The organism is Paenibacillus sp. HWE-109 (genome assembly GCF_022163125.1).
Taxonomy (GTDB): domain Bacteria; phylum Bacillota; class Bacilli; order Paenibacillales; family NBRC-103111; genus Paenibacillus_E.
The window spans coordinates 1863346-1885588 of record NZ_CP091881.1 but is presented as its reverse complement, the minus strand read 5'-3'; the positions used below and the strand labels follow the sequence as shown (position 1 = coordinate 1885588).

General features: G+C 46.6%; 18 protein-coding genes. 6 read left to right on the top strand and 12 right to left on the bottom strand.

Annotation, left to right across the window (positions count from 1 at the left end):
- Positions 1-224: 224 nt before the first annotated feature.
- Positions 225-5759, top strand: coding sequence for an Ig-like domain-containing protein (locus tag LOZ80_RS07505; protein ID WP_238170845.1), 5535 nt, complete (start codon positions 225-227; stop codon positions 5757-5759).
- A 498-nt stretch (positions 5760-6257) separates the two neighbouring features.
- On the opposite strand, the gene LOZ80_RS07500 is transcribed toward LOZ80_RS07505, so the two are convergent.
- The 7 genes from LOZ80_RS07500 to LOZ80_RS07470 form a co-directional block, all read right to left on the bottom strand.
- Positions 6258-6761, bottom strand: a complete 504-nt coding sequence (locus LOZ80_RS07500; RefSeq protein ID WP_238170844.1) for a GNAT family N-acetyltransferase — start codon at positions 6759-6761, stop codon at positions 6258-6260.
- Between the two features lie 115 nt (positions 6762-6876).
- Entirely contained in the window at positions 6877-8346 is a 1470-nt protein-coding gene (locus tag LOZ80_RS07495; RefSeq protein ID WP_238170843.1) for an arylsulfatase, read from the bottom strand.
- Positions 8346-9161 (bottom strand): carbohydrate ABC transporter permease, encoded by an 816-nt coding sequence (locus LOZ80_RS07490; protein WP_443147016.1) that lies wholly within the window; start codon positions 9159-9161, stop codon positions 8346-8348. Before LOZ80_RS07490 ends, LOZ80_RS07495 begins: the two co-directional genes overlap by 1 nt.
- Positions 9162-9173: 12 nt before the next feature.
- Positions 9174-10127 (bottom strand): carbohydrate ABC transporter permease, encoded by a 954-nt coding sequence (locus LOZ80_RS07485; RefSeq protein ID WP_238170842.1) that lies wholly within the window; start codon positions 10125-10127, stop codon positions 9174-9176.
- A 20-nt stretch (positions 10128-10147) separates the two neighbouring features.
- Positions 10148-11476: an ABC transporter substrate-binding protein gene (locus LOZ80_RS07480; RefSeq protein ID WP_238170841.1), complete on the bottom strand. Its 1329-nt coding sequence runs from the start codon at positions 11474-11476 to the stop codon at positions 10148-10150.
- A gap of 12 nt (positions 11477-11488) precedes the next feature.
- Positions 11489-12352, bottom strand: a complete 864-nt coding sequence (locus LOZ80_RS07475) for a MurR/RpiR family transcriptional regulator (protein ID WP_238170840.1) — start codon at positions 12350-12352, stop codon at positions 11489-11491.
- A gap of 231 nt (positions 12353-12583) precedes the next feature.
- Positions 12584-13183, bottom strand: coding sequence for a hypothetical protein (locus tag LOZ80_RS07470; RefSeq protein WP_238170839.1), 600 nt, complete (start codon positions 13181-13183; stop codon positions 12584-12586).
- A 226-nt stretch (positions 13184-13409) separates the two neighbouring features.
- On the opposite strand from LOZ80_RS07470, the gene LOZ80_RS07465 reads away from it, so the two are divergent.
- Both LOZ80_RS07465 and LOZ80_RS07460 read left to right on the top strand, forming a co-directional pair.
- Positions 13410-13748, top strand: a complete 339-nt coding sequence (locus LOZ80_RS07465) for a PadR family transcriptional regulator (protein WP_238170838.1) — start codon at positions 13410-13412, stop codon at positions 13746-13748.
- Positions 13735-14253, top strand: a complete 519-nt coding sequence (locus tag LOZ80_RS07460; RefSeq protein ID WP_238170837.1) for a DUF2812 domain-containing protein — start codon at positions 13735-13737, stop codon at positions 14251-14253. The genes LOZ80_RS07465 and LOZ80_RS07460 overlap by 14 nt, the downstream gene beginning before the upstream one ends.
- 150 nt (positions 14254-14403) lie before the next feature.
- Here LOZ80_RS07460 and LOZ80_RS07455 read toward each other — a convergent pair whose 3' ends face one another.
- Both LOZ80_RS07455 and LOZ80_RS07450 read right to left on the bottom strand, forming a co-directional pair.
- A complete protein-coding gene (locus LOZ80_RS07455) occupies positions 14404-15114 on the bottom strand; it encodes a hypothetical protein (protein ID WP_238170836.1) in 711 nt (236 codons plus the stop codon).
- 21 nt (positions 15115-15135) lie between these two features.
- Positions 15136-15582 (bottom strand): flavodoxin, encoded by a 447-nt coding sequence (locus tag LOZ80_RS07450; RefSeq protein WP_238170835.1) that lies wholly within the window; start codon positions 15580-15582, stop codon positions 15136-15138.
- Between the two features lie 401 nt (positions 15583-15983).
- Between LOZ80_RS07450 and LOZ80_RS07445 the strand changes: the two genes are divergently transcribed.
- Positions 15984-16343 (top strand): ArsR/SmtB family transcription factor, encoded by a 360-nt coding sequence (locus LOZ80_RS07445; RefSeq protein WP_238170834.1) that lies wholly within the window; start codon positions 15984-15986, stop codon positions 16341-16343.
- A 374-nt stretch (positions 16344-16717) separates the two neighbouring features.
- Here the strand turns inward: LOZ80_RS07445 and LOZ80_RS07440 are convergent, their stop codons facing one another.
- From LOZ80_RS07440 to LOZ80_RS07430, 3 genes are read right to left on the bottom strand one after another with little or no spacing between them, the layout of a single operon-like run.
- A complete protein-coding gene (locus tag LOZ80_RS07440; RefSeq protein WP_238170833.1) occupies positions 16718-17806 on the bottom strand; it encodes a Ger(x)C family spore germination protein in 1089 nt (362 codons plus the stop codon).
- The gene (locus tag LOZ80_RS07435) at positions 17803-18900 is read right to left on the bottom strand and encodes a GerAB/ArcD/ProY family transporter (protein WP_238170832.1); all 1098 of its coding nucleotides are present in this window, start codon (positions 18898-18900) and stop codon (positions 17803-17805) included. Before LOZ80_RS07435 ends, LOZ80_RS07440 begins: the two co-directional genes overlap by 4 nt.
- Entirely contained in the window at positions 18881-20338 is a 1458-nt protein-coding gene (locus LOZ80_RS07430) for a spore germination protein (RefSeq protein ID WP_238170831.1), read from the bottom strand. Before LOZ80_RS07430 ends, LOZ80_RS07435 begins: the two co-directional genes overlap by 20 nt.
- A gap of 137 nt (positions 20339-20475) precedes the next feature.
- On the opposite strand from LOZ80_RS07430, the gene LOZ80_RS07425 reads away from it, so the two are divergent.
- Entirely contained in the window at positions 20476-20688 is a 213-nt protein-coding gene (locus LOZ80_RS07425) for a hypothetical protein (protein WP_238170830.1), read from the top strand.
- A 1-nt stretch (position 20689) separates the two neighbouring features.
- Complete coding sequence (locus LOZ80_RS07420; RefSeq protein ID WP_238170829.1) at positions 20690-22240, top strand: spore germination protein; 1551 nt, start codon at positions 20690-20692, stop codon at positions 22238-22240.
- Positions 22241-22243 lie beyond the last annotated feature (3 nt).

Sequence of the window (22243 nt, the reverse complement as noted above, 5' to 3'; positions counted from 1 at the left end):
GTAGTTCAACCTACTTGAGGGACAGCCCTTTTGGTATTTCCATATGATCTCCATACCTGTGAAAGTATAGGAGATCATCACGCGATAGACATGGCCTAAAGGTCGCATAATGTATCCTAATGGTAGGTCTTGCGTGTGCAATATAGGCAAGGCAAAATGCGTATTCTATAATGCGGATGAGGCCCACGAAGGGGTCATCCAAGGAAGAAGAAGGTGGGAAATTAATGCGAAAAAGTTTATTGCTAGCTATTATTTTTCTGTTAGTTGTTAGCGTTGTACCCCCGCTGGATTGGTTACCCGGTGCGGCTTCCCAAGCACAGGCAGCCAATGCGAATCTCGTCCTTAACGGTTCCATGGAACTCACGGCTACAGCGGCAGCGGGTTCCGGCTGGACGACAAAAAGCGCCAACTCCTGGGGCGTGTCCGTATTATCAGGAACGCCTGCGATCACAGTGGATAACTATCACGGATATTTGAGTGTGAACGCGGTAAAAGTGAGCGCTACTGCAGCCAGCAGCGCTACGATTAACCAAAGCGGCATTCCTGTGACAGGCGGCGTCACGTATAAGCTGATTGGCGCTATTCGCAGCCAATCGCTCGTCGGCATCGGCTCCGCATCTGGTGCCAATATCCGAGTTATCTTCTATAATGCTTCGAATAGTGAAGTAGGTTCAGGCCAGATCACCTCCGACGTTCTCAAGGGTTACAAAGATTGGGTAACACCTATTCCCTATGAGAAGAATCTGGTAGCTCCGGCAAATGCTACGAATGCCAAAATTGAACTCAGTTTCGCCGGTACAGGCAGTGTCTGGTTTGATGAAATTCAACTGTTCCCCTGGATTCCTGTCACCGGAGTTACTCTCCAGCAGCCTTCAACTCGCGTTGAAGCAGGAAAAACAACAACCGTCCCGGTTCTTGTCTCTCCGCCAAATGCAAGCAACCCCACACTTGAGTGGTCCAGCTCCAATGCGCAGGTGGCAACCGTTCAGCAAGGCGTTGTGACAGGAATAGCCGCCGGAACGGCAATTATCACAGCGCAGACGCCAGCAAGCGCCGTAGAACCAAGCTTCTCTGTCACTTACCCGGTAACCGTAACAAGCGCGAATCTCCTGCCCAATGGTTCCTTCGAAGAGGTAACGGCAGGTACGTCTAATGGTTGGACGAATGATTCCGCTAACTCCTGGCAGGCAACTTCATCTTACGGCAGTCCAGTTGTCTCTGTCAGCGATAGTGTTTATCATGATGGCGGCCATGCCATACGGATCAGCGCCGATACGAAGAGCTCGGCTTCTGTCGCAACGACGATCAATGTTGCAAGCAATCAGATTTATCGTCTAAGCGCTTGGATGAACACACAGAACTTAGTCGGAAAAGGGGCTTCCTTGCGGATTAATTGGCTCAACGCCGCTAATGCTGTTGTAAGCAGTGCCAATGTGCCTGCTGTCAGCTTGACCGGCACCCAGAACTGGGTGCTCAAAGAAGACAACGTGCAAGCACCCGCTACCGCAACCAAAGCACGCATCTATGCGATTTATGATAACAGTACCGGTTTAGCTTTTTTCGATGAGATTCAACTCTTGCCATGGACACCCATTGCGAGTGTTTCCCTGGGCGCAGCGAATGGCAGTTTGGACGTAGGAGACTCGCCAATATCACTTAGTGCCGTGTTCATTCCGGCACAAGCCACAGATAAACGACTTACTTGGAGCTCATCCAATCCGTCGGTCGCGACAGTTGTCGACGGGAAAGTCACAGCCGTTTCACGCGGTATAGCGATCATTACGGCTACCTCTGTCGACGGCGGCGTCTCCGCTTCGTATTTCTTAAATGTCAATGCCGCTAGCATCTTAGAAAACGGCAACATGGAGACAACAGATTTCAATTATGCCGGCAGCGGTTGGAACACTAGCAAAGACACAAAAATTGCCAAATGGGGCGCTTATAGTCCAGACAGCTTGCAAAAGCCTGTAGCCGACTGGGATTCAAATTCTCATTCCGGCGGAAAAGCCTTGAAGATTACGGCGGCAACCAGTGGCAGCATGAGTTTAAATCAAATCAAACCAGTGGTGCCTGGCCAGTACTACAAAGTCACAGGTTGGATCAAAACATCACAAATTGCTGGCGGACGCGGGGTTGCCATCCGGCTAACTTCGAACACACCCGCTTACCAGGATACACACATTTTCCCGATCAGTTATCTCAGTGGCAACAATGATTGGGTTCAAATTGATGAAATTGTTCAAATACCTGCATCTGCTAATTCAGCTCGCATAGATTTAAATCTCGACACTAGCACAGGAACAGCTTGGTTCGATGATATCAAACTGTTTCCATGGACACCTATTAGCGACCTGACTTTGCCAAGTTACAGCGGGTACGCAGTCGTTGGTCAGTCTCTCTCTATTCCTGCCACGATTGCGCCAAGCAATGCGTCTAATCCATTTTTAACCTGGAGCACATCCAATCCAAACCTTGTCACTGTCACGACGGATGCTTACAGCACTACGGCTACCGTCAAAGCAATTGCTGGCGGCGTTGCAACGGTAACTGGAGCTACCTACGGAAATAAAGAATCCGTAACATATGTCGTTATGGCCGAAGACCCAACAGACATTACGGCAAGCAATGCACAGCTTCAAGTGAATCAGGACGCCTCCTTGCATGGAACCGTAACTGCTGCAGATACAGGCGGTCACACACTAACCTATTCCAAAATTGTTGAACCGAAGAATGGGCAACTCTTCGTAGAAACAGGCGGTGCGTGGACTTACTATCCCAAGGAAAATTATATCGGGAAAGATCGCTTCGCCGTGCTGGTGAGTGATGCAAATGGCCACTACGCCACATCGACGATACAAGTTACTGTTAATGCCATTCAGCATGCGCCTACGCTAGATCCAGTCGTCATCATTCGCAATAGAGATCTTGGCAATCAATTCGTAGGAACTCTGCTTGGCAAAGATCGTGACAATGATACACTGAGCTACACCTTGGTCCAAACAACCAGTCACGGGTCGCTCACACTAGGCACTTCTGGCAATTATGAATACATTCCGACTGCAGGCTACTACGGCTATGACGCATTCATAGCTCGTGTTGATGATGGCCACGGCGGCACAGCAACAACTACGATGACGATCTTCATTGGGTTGCCAGGAAGCCAAATCATTGCAAATCTCAAGACTAGTCAGCCCAATCAGCAGCATCCCCGGCTTATGGCCAATGCGGATGACTTCGCAAGGATGCGAGATATGTTGACAACGAATCCTGATCCTACAGCGCAAGAATGGTTTGCCAAGATACAAGCTGCTGCCGACGTCTATGTGAACAGCACGCCTTTGCTCGATTACAAGGTATATCAGCCTGGTAATTCTATTCTGCCTGTCGCGCAAGATTTGCTGAAACGCATTCAAACCTTGGGGCTAACCTATCAACTGACAGGGCAAACCCAATATGCCACGAGAGCCATCAGCGAACTCGAGCATATGGAGAACTATCCTAATTGGTCAGGAGACAGCAATTTCCTGAGCATCTCCGAGATGGCGCATACCGCTGCTATTGGGTACGACTGGCTCTACCAGGCCATGACTCCAGCCCAGCGAACTGCGCTTAGGCAGAACATGATGACCAAAATTATGCTGCCAGCCAAAAAAGCTTATATCGATGGCACCTCAGACTGGTGGACCCGTTCACCAAGCAATTGGAATCTTGTCGTCAATGGTGGGCTCGTAACAGCAGCACTAGCCATTGCAGACGAAGATGATACGATTCTGGATGATCCCCTTCTGAAGGATGCGACCAAAAGCGTCAAAGTTGTGGAGAGTGTCCTGGAAAAAGGGCTCGATAGCGTGCAGATAGGCATGTCCGTTTTTGCCACTGATGGTGCCTGGTCCGAAGGTACGGCCTATTGGGATTATGCAGCCGTTTATTTCACCTATATGCTCTCTTCCCTGCAAACCTCTCTAGGTACGAATTACGGGTTGTTGAATCGTCCCGGCATCCCGGAAACTGGCAATTTCATGGCCAATTTATCAAGTGTCAAAGGACCGTTTAACTACGGTGATTCGGACTATCAGTTCATCGCTACACCGGAATTGTTGTGGTTAGCCAAGCATCTGAACACACCGGATATTTCTTGGTACCGTCACTTCGCTTATGACAAAACAGGGCAAGTAACACCCATGGATCTGGTCTGGTATCGACCAGGCTTCTACAGCACAACGGCACCAACGAATCTGGATAATGTTTACCGGGTTCATGATCGGCCTGGTCGCGTAGATGTGGCTACATTCCGTGATTCTTGGAACGATCCAGGCGCATTTATTGCTGGGATCAAAGGCGGAATTAATGATCATAATGTCACAGGCTCCCTGCACGAAGATCTCGATAGCGGTACATTCATCCTAGATGCGCTTGGCGTGCGTTGGGCACTTGATTTGGGTAAAGGAAATTATGCGGACCCAGGCTATTTCATCATTGAACCTGATGGGAAAACAAACCCGCTGCGCTTTGATTATTATCGGAAAAGAGCCGAGGGACAAAATACGCTCGTAATTAATCCTGATAATCAACCCGACCAATCCCTCACGGCTGTCTCACAAATCACGAATTACCAAACTTCTGCGCCGGAGGGCGGGTTTGCCATTGTTGACACGACTTCAGCTTACCGAGATGAAGTCGTCCATTCGCAAAGAGGTCTGATGCTGTTCAATCAGCGCAGCGAGTTTCTCGTCCAAGACGAAGTTCAAACCAAGGCACCTTGGGACATGTATTGGTTTATGCACACGAACGCAGACATTGACATAGCACCTGACGGGAAATCTGCCATCCTAACCCAAAACAACAAACGCTTGTATGCCCAGCTATTGTCACCAACACAGGGCACCTTCTCACAGATGAATGCTGAACCTTTACCTACTTCTCCTCATCCGACTCAAGATGAATTGACGAATGTGCGCAAGCTGGTGGTTCAGTTAACGAATGCCGGCAATACAACCATCGCGATCCGTTTCGTACCGCTTGTAGCCGGTCAGTCCAAACCGCTAGACACGCCAACTGTTACACCGCTTGCGAATTGGCAGCTGAGCACGACAGCACATGCTTCCTTGTCTTCCATGACGATCAATGGCCAGCCTTTAAGCACATTCACATCGGCCAAACGCAGCTACACCATTGATCTTCCTTATGGGACATCGCAAGTGCCAACGATTACCGCTGTATCCTCCGATCCGTCCGATACGGTGACGATTATTCCAGCAGCCCAGCTTACGGGCTCAACCCAAGTGCAAGTCACACACCCGCAAGGTGGCGTACTGCCAAGCACTTATTACATTAGTTTCAATGTCAAAAGCAAAGTTGGCTTGCCCACTGATGCCCCTCAGCTGCCGATTACTTACTACCAAGCGAGCAGCATTGTACCAGAGTTTCCGCCGCAAAATACGCTCGATCAAGACTTCAACACCTATTGGTCAGCCAAAGGCCAACAGTCGATTCAGTACCAGCTTAACCAACCGTCGACTGTCGGATCTGTCTCTATTGCATGGCATCGAGGCTCAGAACGTGTCTATACCTTCCAAATCGAAGGTTCCAGCGATGGTACGAATTGGACCCCTCTGTATGCCGGAAACTCCGGAAGCATCAGCGGTTATGAAACCTACGATGTGATCGACACGAATGTGCGGTTCGTCAAAATTATTTGTACGGGCAACAGTGCTTCCGTATATAACAGCATCTCGGAAGTATCCGTTTCAGGCAATTAACAAGATAAGCGGTTTCGCCGGACGCAGAGTTGAGCGCTTAACAGCGACGAATTTTATATAAAGGAACTCTAGGGCTCTATTTTGGCAAATTGCAGCGATTACAGGATATTAACGGAACTACAGGGTCTTATTTCCACAAAAAGCGCTGAATTTTCCAGCAAACAGCACTATAGCGCCCTGTAGTTCCCTCAACATCGCTAGATGGACACTTTTGGCCAGAATAACGGCTTGTAGTTCCCTTACCTCCGCGCATTGACCCCTATCATGGTGGGGGCCTCTAGGCAAACATATACAAGCAAAAGACCGCCAGGGAATTTTCAACCCTGACGGTCTTTTGTTTATAAACCTCTATTCTAGCAACCTTCGTTCAACGATGGTTTACTGCCGCACCGTCGAATCCATCAGCTACTTTTCCTTGCACCAACACTCCGTGTTCTCCCAGCCATTTATCTAGCTCCACCACCACCAGCACCTTAGCAGCTTCCGCGTGGTTCCGGCTTATACTTGCTTCTCATATAAGCTCCCTAACCAGCTATGTTCCCCCGCATGCAATTCATAGGTGCCGATATAAGTAAACTCCTGTTTGCGATAATAAGAATTCAACACCTCATTGGTAGCCATGCAATCCAGTCTTACGTACTTTTTGTTGTGAGACTTCACATAAGCTTCGATCCACTTGAGAAAGTATTCACCGTATTTGTGTCCTGACTTTGTTCGGCGAACCACAAACCTGTGCAAATAACCGGACTCTTCATTATGTAAATCTCCCCACACGCGAGGATCAGACCATTGCAGAGCGAAGCTGCCTACATATTCCCCGTTATGCTTAGCCAGAAAAATCTGTCTATCCTCAAAATAAGCCAGCACGACATCACGATTAAAATGTTCAGGACGCCATTGATTAATGCCTTTGGACAGCATCCAATGCGCAGCTTCAAGCCATAAGGCCAACACGTCATCCACTTGTGCGGGGGAAGCCTCAACGATTTCTACATCTTCCAATTATGAAACACTCCTGACGATTCGAAATTACATTATCCCAATAGATTAACTTGGTATATGAAGGATTATGAATTTAACTTTACCATTCTCTTCTTTTCGCTGTCAATCCATGGCTTTAGGATAGCCAATCGTAGGAGGAAGCTTCTAACCGCTTCTGATAATACGGAGAGACGATGTAGGGTTTACCAGCTTGCAAGACGAGCTGATCCCCCTCTGTCAATCCGAGATTGCGTGATGCCAAGCGCTCCACCAGCCTTTGCCGCCACATTGCTAATGCGTCATGCCACTCTGGATGAGAAGCCAAATTCACACTTTCGCTCAGGTCTGTTTGCAGATCAAACAACTGCTCTGTTCCCAGCCGGGGAAACCAGATATATTTGATTTTGCCATCCGTCAGAAATTGCATCTCCTGCTCTTCGGAGTAACAGGTGGCATGTTCACCGTGAATATACGTGCGTTCATGCCCCGTATCGCCGCTCATTAATCCTTTCATGCTGATTCCATCCAGCTTCGTCTTCACTTTCAGACTGAGAAAATCAAGGATGGTGGGCATGACATCTTGGATGACGACAGGGTGAGAGACTTCCCTGAGAACGGGTTGCTGCCAAGTAGCAGGAGGCTTCACAATGAGCGGAATACGCGCCGATCCTTCATAAGCGTACGTTTTGCGCCACAAATTGTGATCCCCCAGCATGTCGCCATGATCAGACAGAAACACGAATAAGGTGGGGTCAAACAAGCCTTTCTTTTGCAGTACCCTTATTAATCGCCCCAACTGATGGTCGATGAAAGTAATGGAACCATAGTATCCCTGCCGCGCGCGCCGGATGGTTTCCGGACTTTGAACGCCACGCCACGCGTCAGGCTTCAATGCTTCTACCGGATCGTTATGCTGCTCATCCCAGTCGCCGCGATAAGGCTCAGGAATCGGCTTATCCCCATAAAGGTCAAAGTAATACGATGGCGGATCATAAGGGGAATGCGGCCTGGCAAAAGATACTTTTAAGAAAAACGGCTTGGTGGGATCCCGCCTTTCTACGAAGGAGATGGCTTCATTAACCGTCCACGCCGTTGGATGAAGAGCTTCAGGAGCATGATAAGGCCGAGTCATCCAGCTATTCCAGCCAATGCCATGATCAGAAATATCGTACGGGCCGCTGCGCTGCTGCAAAAACCAGCTCCTGTAATCCGACACGAAGCCAGGATCTTCTTGGCGCCCAGATTCATCCAAGACCGTCTCATGGAATCCATTCCTAGCTCGCTGCGGGTAAAAGTGCATTTTGCCTACGCCAAAAGTTTGATAGCCAGCCTCAGCAAGCGCACCTGGCAAGGTGTAGTCGAAGCCTACCCCCATCGGCCCCTGTCCTCTGCCCATCCCGAGAATTCCTGTATGCCAGGGGTCCAAGCCTGTAAGCAGGGAAGCCCTGGCTGGCACGCAGGATGGCGATGGCGAGTAAGCATGTGTAAAGCGCGTCCCCTGTGAGGCCAGCCAATCCAGATTAGGCATCTCTACGACACTATTACCATAACAGCCCAGCGCATCAGCACGATGCTGATCCGTCATGATCATGATGACGTTATTCATCAGCTTTTCACCCCAGTCAATGCAATTCCTTGGATAAAATACCGCTGCAGCAAAATAAACATCAAGATCAGCGGCAGGACGGAAATACAAGCAGCCGCCATCATAAGCGGATAATCCGTGGCAAATTCGCCAACGAAGCTGGCGACCCCTAAGGACAGCACACGCATTTTGTCCGAACTAGTTAGAATCAAGGGATTCAAGAAATCATTCCATGAAGCAATGATGACAAAGATCGATAATGAGATCAGTCCCGGCTTCGAGAGCGACAGATACAAACTCCAGTAAATCCGAGGATAGGATGCGCCATCCATTTTGGCGGCTTCGCCGATTTCAATAGGTAAGGACAGGAAGAATTGGCGCAGCAGGAAGATGCCAAAACCGCTGGCAAGCCCCGGAACAATTAGCGCTTGGTACGTATTCAGCCAGCCTAACTGTTTCATTAGAATAAAAGTAGGCAAGAGTGCGAGTTGGTGCGGCAGCATCATGACGGATAAAACCAGCAAAAACACAGTATTTTTCCATGGAAACCGCATGGTGGCGAAGGCAAACGCAGCCAGCGAGCAGAACAGCAGCTGCCCTGTTGTTTTGACCACGGTCACGAACAACGTGTTGCCGAAATAACGCAAGAACTCGGTTTTTTGCAGTACTTTGCCATAATTCGCAAACTGCCAGGCAGCTGGCAATATCGTTGGCGGCGCCTGCATAGATTCCGCAAAAGTTTTGACGGAAGTAAGAGCCATCCACACCAAAGGCATCGCCATTGCCATAACGCCCAGCAGAAGTGCAGCGTGCAGCAAGAATCTTCCTAATTTCACATGTACCTCTCCTTATCCTGAATAGTGAACCCATCTACGCTGTAATTTCATCTGGATCATAGTCACCACGAAAATAGCCAGGAAAAGAACAACGGCCTGCGAGGAGGCTGCACCCATGTGAAATAGGGTAAACCCTTCCTCATATACGTTATAAACGACGCTTCGCGACGTATTCAAAAGTGCTGGATTGCCATTGGTCATGACGAATACGAGATCAAACAATTGGAGCGCTTGTATCGTTGCCGTTAGGATCACAAAAAATAAACTGGGCGACAACAGCGGCAGTGTAATTCTAAAAAAGGTATAGGATCTGCTCGCTCCATCCATCTCAGCCGCTTCATAGTAACTGGGTGCGATGCCTTGAAGTCCTGCAAGTAGCACAATCATATGATGTCCAAGTGAAGACCACACGCTAACGATGATAACGGATGGCATGATGTAACTAGGATCAGAAAGCCAATTCGGCGCAGGCAAATGCAGCGCGTGAAGAACGGCATTAATGGGGCCATAATCGGAGTTAAACAACCATTTCCAGATCAAACCAACCGCAGTTGACATCGTAACAACCGGCACGAAATACATCGTTCGATAGAAGGTGCGTCCGCGAATGTTTTTGTTCAGCGCAGCGGCAATGACCGTTGCGATTGCCACAGAAACAGGCACGCTTATAAGCGCAAATAAGAAGGTATGACGACAAGCTTGAAGGAAATGCTCGTCATGCATGAGCCCGATGTAATTGTTCCAACCTGCAAAGCTGGCTGTAGAAAGACCGTCCCAATCCAGGACGGAAATAACGATAGAAGCTGCTGCTGGCAGCAGGTGAAACAAACCGAGAAACAGGAAAGCGGGCAGAATGAAGACATACGCCCACCAAGCCTCCGCGGTTCTACTGCGCCACCTCCTACTTGCGGAGACGCCACCAGCCATATGAGGAGCGGCTGCTCTAGCTGCGCTGTGATTATCCAATGGAAGACGCCCCTTTCTGTTTACTTCTCTTTGGCTAACAAATCATTCATTTTGACAGCCGCGTTGTCTAACGCTTCTTTGACCGGCGTTTTGCCGAGCAAAGCGTTCGTCACTTGTTCAATAAGCATATTCTGCCATTCTGCCGTGTTTTTCGAAACCGGATAAGGTCCTGTTTGGTCAACGGTGCGGATGAAAGCTTTCATATCCAGCGATGGAATGGCTTGCAGCCAGAGATCGACGGACCCTTTGTGCGCCGGATAGTTAAAGGCGCTTTTGGCAAGCAAATCTTCGCCCACTTTCCCCGTCAATACTTTCAAAACTTCCCAAGCTTCTTGCTGATGTTTGGATTTCTGATTGATAACCCAGCTTGATCCATGTATATAGTAGCCTTTTTGTTTGCCAGCCGGCAGTTCGGCCACACCAAGCTTGTCACCTAGCATTTTGTATAAGGTTGAGGCATCGAACGATCCGCCAGGAACCATAGCCGCTTTACCTGAGCCGAAAATTTGCGTAGGCTTCGTTTCAACCTGCTGTTGAGCCGTAGGCGAAATCCCCTGATCGATGAAATCCTTCATAAACTGGATAGCAGATTGTGTTTCCGGCAAATTCAGACCTGATTTGTTATGTTCATTGTTGATGACGGAGCCGCCAGCTTGATAAATAAGCGGATAGAAGCCGGTTTGGATTTCGTTAGCCGCGATATAACCGTATTGTTTTTGACTTTTATCTGTAAGCTTTGCCGCGTTCGTCTTCAACGTCTCCCAAGTCCACGTATCATCGGGGTACGGCACCTTTGCTTTATCAAACAGTTCCTTGTTATAAAATAAGCCGACTGTACCTTGGAAATAAGGGATACCGTACTGCTTGTTGTTGTATCTGTACAGCTCATTGATCCCTTTCGGATAGACGGACGTATCCCATTTATCGCGATCTACCAAAGGTTGGAGATCCGCCAACAAATTCAAAGAAGCAAATTTATAGAAGTTGGGACCATTCATCAAGAAGAGATCAGGCCCTTCCCCGCCAACCAGCGAGGTTTGCAGCTTCGTATAGTAATCTTTGACAGGTGTTATGGTCAAATTGACTTCTACGTTGGTATGGTCTTTCGTGTACACGGCGACAGTTTGATTGATCGTTTCTTTTAATTCTTCTACCCAGACAGCCAAATTAAGGGTTACTTTCTCCTTCGGTGCAGCTGTTGCTGCCTTGACGGCATCAGATGACGCCTTGGGACTGGCAACACTTGTCGTAGTTCCCTGTGAGCAACCTGACAATAAAGCACCAATCGTCGCAATGCTTACTACAACACTTCCGGTTTTCCGCATTTTTCTTCCCAATCGCATTTTCATAAATAAATCCTCCTAATTCGATTTTCTGGTTCTGGCATGATGGACGGCTTTTTTGGTCCGTTCCAATGCTTCAATATGTACGTCATAATTCCGATCAACTAGCCCCACATACAAAATATCAATGACATTCAACTGCGCAATCCTGGAAGCCATGGCTCCGTTGCGAAAGTCTTTTTCAACCGTACTGGAGAACAAGTTAATCTCAGCAAACTGTGCAATCGGGTTCACCCCAAATTGGGTCAGCGAAATTAATTTAGCCCCGTTTTGCCGGGCGAGTTCCATCGCTTCGAGTACTGTTTGCGTCTGGCCAGTATAGGAAATAGCGAGCACCGCATCCTCCGCAGTCAAGTTTGCTGCGATGATGGTTTGCGCGTCTTCACTATAGCCAGGTTCACACCACAGCCCCAGCCGAACGGCTTTATGCCTGAAATCGTCTGCGACTACGGAGGATGACTCGATGCCAAACAGAGCAATTTTGCGCGCACGGAACAAGGTGTTAATCGCTTGTTCCACGGCCTCCGCATCAAGCACTGACAACGTATCCTTGATCGATTTGATGTTATTGTTGGAGATTGATTCCAATAAATCACTCGTCGATCCTTTGACTTGGAATTGCTGATACACATTCGGATCTTTCTGCTCGATGGCAACATCAGAAGCAATGCCGATCTTGAGCTCTTTGAATCCCTTGTACTTCAAGGATTGGGACAAACGGATAAGCGTTGCTTTGCTAACTGCTGCCTGCTCTGCCAGTTTCTGAATCGAACATTGCACAGCCAGTTCCGGATGATCCAGAATAAATCGGGCCGCTTGCTGTTCCATTGGCGTCAAGGAATGAAAGGCCTCACGAATACTGATTAAACCGCCTTTGACCATCTGATACCCCCCTATCTCCGGATAATTGTTACATTATTTTCTTATTTTTTCGGACAAAAGTTTCATTTTGCCGTAAAAAAAAAGCCATAAAAAAAGCCAGATAAGAAGACGGCAAAATAACTACCGTTCCTTCCATCTGGACCTCTAGTTTACTAGTCGGTATCCTGGACAAAAACTATGTGCTTCTCATAATAAACACATTATTCATAGTTGTCAACTCAGAATTAAAGCTCATTTTCGTTCATCCGATTTTGCTAAGATCGATGCTACGATTTCTGCTATCATCTCTCCGGTAAATCCATGCCGCATTTCTGTAATGAACTCAATAAATAACAGTGACAACAACTTGTGAATATCCATGTCTAAGGAATCTTCATAGTTACATACCCAATCGGCAAAGAACACGTCTACCCGTTTGACCTCAGATTCGCGAAGACCCACATTCAAAGTTAAGTATCCCTTCGATCCATCCACGCCTCCTTTGCCAGGCAGGCTCCACTGAAAGTTAGGAACTCTATCAGGAAACGATAGGTTCCGTTCTTTTACATACGTATTCGCATTTAATAAATCCTCGTAGTTGCTTTTCAAATTCAACATGTAATCATACATATCTTTCCCTTGTCTTACATGACTTAGAAAATTGTCAAACAAGAGCTTGACCAGGAAAGTTTTATTCAATCCCGGAAGTTCTTCCTCTGTGGTATACAGCAAATCTTCTATAAAAACGTCCGCACGATCGAAATAATCACGAGGCGCACGAACCTTCACGGTCAAATAGAAAGCGGGCGCGGCCCGATGAAAAATGCTTGTCCATGATTTCAAAGTGAGCATACAAGCGTCCTCCTTTATCTCTCTCTTACTATGTATTCCGAATCTAGCAATTTTATGACAGATGAGTATTCGCTTTAACCCCAATTTAATCTACAAATGAGCGGCAAACGGCTCTTGACTTATACATCGCGCCGCGATATACTCCATAATATGATATATCGCGGCGCGTTATATCGAAAGGCGATCTAGCATGGAAGGATTTCGCCATACCAAAGGAGACTTCCCAATGAGTAACGATAAGCTTCAACGCAGCTACCTGCCCATGTCTGAAACCGCCTATTACATCCTGCTTTCTCTTGCCCAGATCCGTCACGGATATGGCATTATGCAGCATGTGGAGGAGATTACGAAGAGCAGAATCAAGCTAGGACCAGGCACCTTATACGGTAGCCTTTCGAAGATGGAAAAGGATAAGTTAATTGCTGTCATCGCCGAGGAAGATCGGCGGAAAATGTATCAGATAACACCACTGGGACGCGAAATCCTCACGCAAGAAATTTCTCGTATCCGTGAGCTGTTCCATAATGCGAAGCAGATGGAGGATGATCCGCATGTCGGAAATTAAAAAAACAATAAAAATTTGGGCTAGCTGGAATAGTGATAAATTTGAAGACTATCTGGAAGAGATGGAAGCTCAAGGCTGGAACCTCATAACGATTAAAAAACTTGGATATCGGGTGCATTTTATTAAGGGAATGCCCCGGAAGATCCGCTACTGTGTCGATTTCCAGAACAAAAAAAGTCCAGAGTACGAATCCCTTTGCCGTGAGGCAGGTTGGAAATGCGAATTGTCATCCAGCGGTTGGTATGTATGGAGTATGCCTTATACCGATGAACGGCCAGCTATTTATACCGATATTGACTCTCTCATCGATCGCAACAAACGGCTGATGAGCATAATGATTGTCCTCATGTCGGCCCAAACCCCCGTATTTATGATGAATATCGCTAGTGATCCTTTTCGGCTTACACTCACCATTTTTTATGTGCTATTATACGGACTTTTCTTTTATGGCATTTATCAATTGAACAAAACAAATCGGAAATTGCGCGAGAAAAATCAGCTTTGAGCGCAGCACCCGCGTACAGCACAAAGAACCTTGCTTCCATCAAGGATGGAAGCAAGGTTCTTAAGAGGCACGCCACGATAAATCATCCGTTTCAAAGCCGGCTTGCTCCTCTCACGCGTTTCTTCCTATCTTCTCATTTCTAGGTAAGAATCACATGAGCAAACGGCCGGAACCGGGTGGGCAATCCTTGCAAAAACACATACTGCTGTCTGTAAACACGTCTTTCACTAGACGCAGATAATCAATAGATTGCTGCCGATCATAACCGGCTGTCGATATCCGTTGGCATTCTCCACTCATCAAATGATAGATCTGCAGCTGCTCGGGCGGTTTACCGAATGCCTCATAGCTGCATACAATGGTCCAATGAACGAACAGTTCAATAGCCGCTTCACTCGGCTCCATCATATATTTATGGATGGTGAATAAGTTCTCAGTTACCTCCATGACTTGCACAATCATCGAGAGATGGCTTTCCAGCTCTTGAACCCAAACGCTTCTGCTCTCAAACACCATAAACGGTTCATCTGAATGATCCGAATCGGACAGGAACTTATACAGATTAGCCACCACGATGCGTTTGACATCCCAATAGAACGCAGAAGATTTGAATTTATGTACTTTGTTAGTCCAGCGACGCTCGAACATTGCGGCTAATGTCATCTCTGTTCGGTATTGGGGATGTAGACAATGCCAATCATGAATGGCGTGATAGGCTGCATATTGTGTGAGCTGCTTCCATTCTGGATCTTCATGAGATTGGGTTCGCGCATCGGAAAAATTAGCGTGAATCCAATTCTCAAGTTGATAATCAGCTAGCAGTGGCGGCGTTGCAATCTTGTAGTCCTGTTGAATGTTCATTGAGATTCACACTCGGATGGACTAAGCGCCAAGCGACTGGACGAATTGTTTGCCAAATTCACGGCATAATACTTTATCATCCTTGGAAGGCGACAACTCAACTTTCAATCCGTCGAGCGTTACTTCCGCGCCAAGCTCTTTCAATTTTGTTATCAATGTGTCGACAGCTGCCCCGTATTCCGCATAGGAAGAATCAGCAGACCCGAACACAGCCGCCTTTTTCCCATCTAACTGAATGTCATCCATCTCATCGTAAAAGTCGAGGAAATCATCGGCTAAATCTCCGTCTCCCCATGTATAGCTGCCCAGGATGATACCGTCATATTTCGTAATCTCCTCGGCATTCGTGTCAATGACATTTTTCACGACAGGCTCAATCCCTGCTTCTTGCAACCCTTCTGCAATGGCCTCCGCCATTTCTTCCGTGTTACCTGTCATGCTTGCAAAAACTACGATTACTGAACTCATTTGTATTCCTCCTGTTAGTTGTTATTTATTTGGATTATTGCTGGATTCCTCATTGTTCCTAAGAGCTGCCGCTTTGGGTTTCTTTATGTAGCCAGCGTTCGAATTTGCTTGTGAATCCTTGCTTTGCTGATCGCGCTTATGATTATTCTTTTTAACCAATTCATACAAAAGACCCACGGTCCGACACGCTCCTTTCCTGCCTCCACAAAGTTGAGAATGATTTTCATTTGCATTTGTCAATATGAATGATAACTATTCTCAGTCGAGTTGTCAATATGTCTGTGACATTTTTTTTGAAAAATATCTAACACGAAGAAGCATTCCCATAAAATTTCTACAACCATTCCTTTACAGGCATATTCTTTGCGCGGTATATTTACATTAGAAGGGAGATCGGTATCATGGGCATGACGATTACAACGATGAGTGCGCTTGCCGAGCCCAACCGCTTACACATTGTCGAGCTACTACGTGACGGCCCCCTTACGGTAGGAGAAATCACCGAACAACTTGGGCTAGCACAGCCACAGGTTTCCAAACACCTTCGTGTATTAAGTGATTGCGGTTTCGTTGAAGTACACCCTAGCGCCAATCGGCGCATTTACACGCTGCAGCCTCAGCCGCTTATAGAGATGGATGCCTGGTTGGATTCATTCCGTCGCATGTGGGAAGAACGATTCGACCGCTTGGACGATTATCTGAAGCTGCTTCAGAGCAAAGAGGAAAAACAGAGCAGCACGGAAGGCGCGGAAGATAAATAATCCGCCCCAAAGCGAACTAGGATCCGCTATCATGCTGAAAAACGCCTAATTCCACTCCAATGGGAACTACGATCCGCTATTTCACCATTTCCCGGTCGGAATCAACTTTTCCGCTTAAATAGCGTACCTCAGTTCCCTTTCATGCTACGTTTACCCCATTTCCCGCCAATTAGCGGATCGTAGTTCCTTTTCACACTACGTTTTCTCTAGAATGTGCCGCTTTTGGCGCGTATTGGAGCTTTGAGAGGTCTTTATTAGCTTGGAAATAAAAAATGGCTGCTCCCTAGGTTTACACCTTGTGAGACAGCCTCTTTGATGCGATTATTAATCCCAGGCACTGATTCGTATTGAAGCAGCACAAGCTGCCGTGCCGTTCAGTTAATGATTCCAGGTCTAGTCAACTTCACGGTGACATGCGGCTCTATCTTGATCCCGGGATAAACCTCATCCCAGTTCGACGTTGCCCAGTAGTCATGGTGAAAGGCAATTAACCTTCTGCCAATTCCCAAAGCATCACAGTTAAACTTCTGAAGTTTTTGAATGACTTGCCTCGCATCTTCTGTTAATTCTGAGGAAATAAACTCATTTAGTTTTTTAACATTGCTTTCATCGAACTGATGCTCCTTCGGATATTCCTCCACTTGAGCTTTCATCGTTAACTGGATATTAACTTGTACTTGTTGATCAACGATAGCAAGCTTTATCTGACTATGGGCTTTGTAGACCCGCAGCGTTAATAAGCTGCCCACTTTATCTGTATTTTTTTCCGTTTTCACGCTAAAAGTAGCTGTTTCACCCATTTGTCCAGCCAATAATAAATAAATAGGCGATTCCGAATCGGATAGAAATCCTGACAAAACCTGGTTGCTAAAAAGGGCAACCCCCTTCACCCTGCTGCCGGAATGTCCAGGCCCCATATAGGGAAGGACAATATCCTGACCAGGATCATGGATAAACTTCAGAACAGATTGCAAGTTGATATTCGGAACAATCGTAGCCTTCTCAGCGCCGATTACTTGCCTGTCTAAGTTAACGATTAAGTTGGGCTTATGCTTATGCTCATTGGCTAAGAAATCATTAGCTTTTCCATCGATAACGACAATTTTGGCGCTTAAAGCGCTTTTGGGATCTCGGTAAAACACATCCAAAATATCACCAAGCTTATTTTTCGCCATTTTATCGCCAATAGCGACTAATCGATTCTTGGAAGTGTCCGGCTCTCTCGTCAGCTCTTTGGCAAGATTAACCCTCGTATCCCTTGGCGTATTGCCTTCTGCCGCGACTAAGCGCGGCTTGCTTTTTTTATCCACCACGACAAAAGTCGTCCTCAGGTTTGCTTGCGTCCCCTCATCCAATCCTGTATTCAGAATCAGCCTTACATCCTTTAACAATATTTGATCCCAGCAGCCAGTTAATACACAGATAAGCACGCATAAGCTCACTGATTTATACCACATTTTCATTCTACCACCGTCTTATTTTTTCTGTGCTTCCACACGGTGACTGCAAATAGAAGAATAGGTAATCCATAGATCATAATTAAAGTTGCTTTCGAGAACCACTTATTGATCTTTTCCATTTGCAAGACATCACTGGGTATCAAAACAAGCAGCCAACAAACCATAACCACGATGAAGGTTACCAGGGTTGGTTGGTTCACTTTCAGCAACTTCTGAATACTCGTCGCAGCGAAAAAGACGTAATTTGCGATGGAGGTCATAACAATCGGAACCCAAAAAGACAGGAAGATAAGATCAGTGCGCTCAAAAAATCGGAAGGAAACCGCTTTGAGCATATAAAGTACAGGCTCAGGTACGATATCCATTTCTTTCGGACTGAAAAATACAAAGCATGAAATTACGATAATCAAATAGAAAGTAGTAATGATAACGTAAGACAGCATCATTGTTTTCAGTACCGTTCGATCCTTTGATTGAATCTGCGGATAAATCACGAACATCAGCTCAAAACCGGCCATGGCAATCGCTGCATTCTCTATCCCTTTGATGATAGGCCAGCTCCCCGATAAGCCAATAGGCAGCAGGTAAAGTACATTCCCTTTGAATAGAGGAAACATGACCAAGCCCAATAAGATAACCAAGATACTCGATAGAAGCACTTCAAACCGTGCAATCATGCGCAAGCTCTCTTTGGCCAAGTAAAAGGTGGTGAACATCATTAATGCCATAATGACCCATCTTGGCGTTGTCGGGAAAATCCATGAAGAAATAATTCTTGTGTAGTTTAATAGCACAATACTAGCCAAAGCAGTGAAATAGGCGATAAATAGAACGCTGATCACTCTGCCCACCAGTTTTCCCACCAGCTTTGGCAAAATGTCCATAAGGGTCAGCTCCGGGTATCTCCGGCATATCCCCCAGATAAGCACAATGATAATTTGGGTCGTAAGGCCAGCCAAAAGCAGCGATATCCAACCATCCCCCGATGAAATGGCGTGCAAGGTGAACGGCAACGTTAATGCGCCTTCGCCGATAGCAGTTTGTATCGTAAAAAAGGCTAACTGTGTCGATGAGATCTTATTTTTTGTTTCTCCCATGTTTCACCGAGCCTCTCAACCATAAATTCCTCCACTTCTTCTGAGGTTTACTATCCTGAGGCCTCTGGTTCATTTGCCAGATGGACATTCGGATAAAGGTATCTTTCATTCCCTTCCAATTCAGTGGTGACAGCGGGTAGAAGTAAGGAATACCCAATACTTCCAGCTTGCACATGTGAATCAACAGGATTGATAATCCAAAGGCGATTCCAAGAAAGCCAAATGAAGCAGCTAGAATCATAATGGGGAACCTGAGGATACGGAGCGTCTCTCGAAATTCGTACGAGGGCACAACAAACGAAGATATTGCCGTTAGTGCAACAACAACAATCATAATATTAGAGACAAGACCCACTCGGACAATGGCATCTCCGATAACCAATCCTCCTACGACGCCGATGGTTTGTCCGACAGCCGAATGCAAACGCAGCCCCGCTTCTCGGATTAGCTCCACGGTTAACTCCATGAGCATCGCTTCCATAATCGGCGGGAAAGGGATATCCAGCACCGCGTTCTGCATGGGCAGCACCAATTCGTTCGGAATCGTCTCGAAATGGAAACTGACCACTGCGATATAAATGGCCGGCAGCGTGATAGCGATGAAAAAACTGGAAACCCGCAGCAGCCGAAAAAAACTGCCATTCAGAATACGCAGATTATAATCATCCGGCGATTGATAGAAAGCAAAGAAACTTACAGGCAGAATAATGGCATTCGATGAACCATCGGCCAGCAAAGCGATGCGCCCCTCCATAAGATTGGCCGATACACGGTCAACCCTTTCGGTGCTCAGCAGCTGTGGAAATGGTGAGTACGGTGCATCTTCGATGAATTGCTCGACAATGCCGACCGAAGAAATATAATCAATGCTGATCTCTGCAATCCGCTTATTAATCTCCTCGACAATTTCCAGATTCGCCAGTTGATCCATATAAACAATAGCCAACTTGGTGTCGGCCTCCAATCCAACATGGGCATAACGTATGGCTAGATGCTGGCTTGTTATTTTCTTGCGAATCAAGTGCAAGTTAATATCCAGTCGTTCAATGAATCCCTCATGCGAATTACCCAGCACCTTTTCATTGACAGGTTCCGTAATGCTTCTCTGATAACTCGATGGGGTATGGAAGAGATACAGATCCGCATCATCATCGAAATAAATCACACAATAGCCTCTTAATAAAGCGTCTACAGCTTGTTCGAGCAGACAGGTAATCTGCATCTGCCCCAAGGTAATGGTTTGCAGAAATTCTCCCTGTTCAGTGTGTTTAAGCGGCGTCAAAACACCATCTTGAATCGACTGCTCATTCACTAAAGTAATTAAGTAAACGATATGTATCGGCTTATGATTCCAACTTAACGTATGTATAATTAAATCATTTGCATGATTAAATTCCTTCTGAAAGTAGGTCCTTACATCTTGAGTTAAATGATGCATGTCCTCACCTTTCGATCTTTGATTTCACCATTACAGGGTATTCTTCCGCGGTTTCATCTACGCTATACATTATTTCCCTTGGATAAAAATAGTTGGAATGGCAAAACCTAAAAGCAATCAAATCCAAGGTGATAGCCATGTTGATATTCTTATCCGCTCTAATCCTGCTCATTATTGGTCATCCCCCCAAAAAAGTTCGTGAACAAGACAGCCGAATCGTGATTGCCTATGTCTCTTTATTTCTATTAGGCCTTATTCTGGCTTTACTTCATTTAACCGGAACGTTGTACATCCTCTCGACCTTATTTCAAAATGTGATGCACAGCATCGTTGTAAAGGCAGGCGCTTAAGATGTCTTTTTTTGATAAGCTGCTCAAAGGGTCCACGGTCCCTGCACCTCCTCCCCTCCATCAGGAATCAGCCCGGTTGCAAGCGCTCGCCGATCTGCAGTTGAGTACTAGCCTGGAAGAAAACTTGGCTGCAATCAAAGAAACTATTCAGCATGCGTCCGATTTAATCGTTCGTGAAATTATTTTGCAAAGTGAGGAAAATCTGGAGATTCGAGCGGTTGTTATGTACATTGACGGACTAGCGGAGAAAGATATTGTTCACCAATGCGTTATACTTCCGCTTATGAAAATGGAGCAAACAACACAGATAACACTAAGTTATATCGAGAATTATGTGATTACAGCCAGTGGAATTAAGCGGGAGACCACTTTGAAAGAAAGCATCTCGGGGCTTCTGTACTCGAGCACGCTGTTGATCATCGATGGGTTTGCTGAGTCTTTGCTTATCACATCAGAGGGATGGGAGCATAGATTCGTCTCCAAGCCTACCGTAGAGCCGATCATTCGGGGGCCTCAGGATGCCTTTAATGAGGTGCTTAGAACCAATACGGCTTTGATCAGAAGGAAAATTAAGGATCCCCAACTCGTTTTCTATCCCATTCAAATTGGTACTCGCACATTAACGGATGGCGTTGTCGCTTATTTGCAGGACGTCGCCAACCCCAGCATTGTGAAAGAGGTCAAACGGAGACTTTCTTTGGTTGATACGGAGGGCATTCTGGATAGCGGGCAATTGGAAGATTATTTGGAGGATTCACCTCGCTCCCCCTTCCCGCAAGTCAGCTCGACGGAGAGAGCGGATAAGGCTGCGGCAGCTCTTCTAGAGGGGAAAATTGTTGTGCTTGTGGATGGCACGCCATTCGCCCTGCTCATGCCGATTACATTCCCGGAATTCCTCCTGTCGACAGAGGATTATTATACCAACTATCTAGCGGTTACGATGCTTCGTTGGGTACGGTTCTTCGCGATCATGATGGCGCTTATGCTTCCCTCCATTTATATTGCAATTACTTCTTATCACCAAGAAATGCTGCCGACGCAGCTGATGCTTGCGATTGCAGCCAATCGCAGCGGGATTCCATTCCCAGCTTTCTTCGAAGCCTTGATTATGGAAATCAGTTTGGAACTGCTGCGGGAAGCCAGTCTTCGTCTGCCAGGCTCCATGGGACAAACGATCGGTATCGTTGGCGCATTAGTGATCGGACAAGCGGCTGTACAAGCGAATATTGTCGGTCCGGTTCTAACCATCATCGTGTCGTTTACCGCTATCGGAACCTTCGTCATTCCTAATTATAATGCGTCTCTAGCCATCCGTTTCCTCCGCTTCCCTTTAATGGTCTTAGCCGCAGTCTTCGGTATTTTTGGCATCGTCTTTGGCACCAGTATGATTCTCATTCATATGATCCATTTACGTTCTTTTGGGGTCAGCTACCTGGCTACGTTGACACCTCAGACTTTAAGTGCTGTAGACGATTCCTTTATTTTCAAAAAACCTTCCTATGCCTTGAATTATCGACAACGTTTTCTCGGGCTCAAAAAGCAAAAACCTTAGACA

Coding starts and splice junctions, on each gene's coding strand:
- LOZ80_RS07465 (WP_238170838.1), top strand. CDS start 13,410: ATGAGTAACGATAAGCTTCAACGCAGCTACCTGCCCATGTCTGAAACC.
- LOZ80_RS07425 (WP_238170830.1), top strand. CDS start 20,476: ATGTTGATATTCTTATCCGCTCTAATCCTGCTCATTATTGGTCATCCC.
- LOZ80_RS07420 (WP_238170829.1), top strand. CDS start 20,690: ATGTCTTTTTTTGATAAGCTGCTCAAAGGGTCCACGGTCCCTGCACCT.
- LOZ80_RS07505 (WP_238170845.1), top strand. CDS start 225: ATGCGAAAAAGTTTATTGCTAGCTATTATTTTTCTGTTAGTTGTTAGC.
- LOZ80_RS07460 (WP_238170837.1), top strand. CDS start 13,735: ATGTCGGAAATTAAAAAAACAATAAAAATTTGGGCTAGCTGGAATAGT.
- LOZ80_RS07450 (WP_238170835.1), bottom strand. CDS start 15,582: ATGAGTTCAGTAATCGTAGTTTTTGCAAGCATGACAGGTAACACGGAA.
- LOZ80_RS07475 (WP_238170840.1), bottom strand. CDS start 12,352: ATGGTCAAAGGCGGTTTAATCAGTATTCGTGAGGCCTTTCATTCCTTG.
- LOZ80_RS07495 (WP_238170843.1), bottom strand. CDS start 8,346: ATGAATAACGTCATCATGATCATGACGGATCAGCATCGTGCTGATGCG.
- LOZ80_RS07440 (WP_238170833.1), bottom strand. CDS start 17,806: ATGAAAATGTGGTATAAATCAGTGAGCTTATGCGTGCTTATCTGTGTA.
- LOZ80_RS07435 (WP_238170832.1), bottom strand. CDS start 18,900: ATGGGAGAAACAAAAAATAAGATCTCATCGACACAGTTAGCCTTTTTT.
- LOZ80_RS07470 (WP_238170839.1), bottom strand. CDS start 13,183: ATGCTCACTTTGAAATCATGGACAAGCATTTTTCATCGGGCCGCGCCC.
- LOZ80_RS07430 (WP_238170831.1), bottom strand. CDS start 20,338: ATGCATCATTTAACTCAAGATGTAAGGACCTACTTTCAGAAGGAATTT.
- LOZ80_RS07445 (WP_238170834.1), top strand. CDS start 15,984: ATGGGCATGACGATTACAACGATGAGTGCGCTTGCCGAGCCCAACCGC.
- LOZ80_RS07455 (WP_238170836.1), bottom strand. CDS start 15,114: ATGAACATTCAACAGGACTACAAGATTGCAACGCCGCCACTGCTAGCT.
- LOZ80_RS07480 (WP_238170841.1), bottom strand. CDS start 11,476: ATGAAAATGCGATTGGGAAGAAAAATGCGGAAAACCGGAAGTGTTGTA.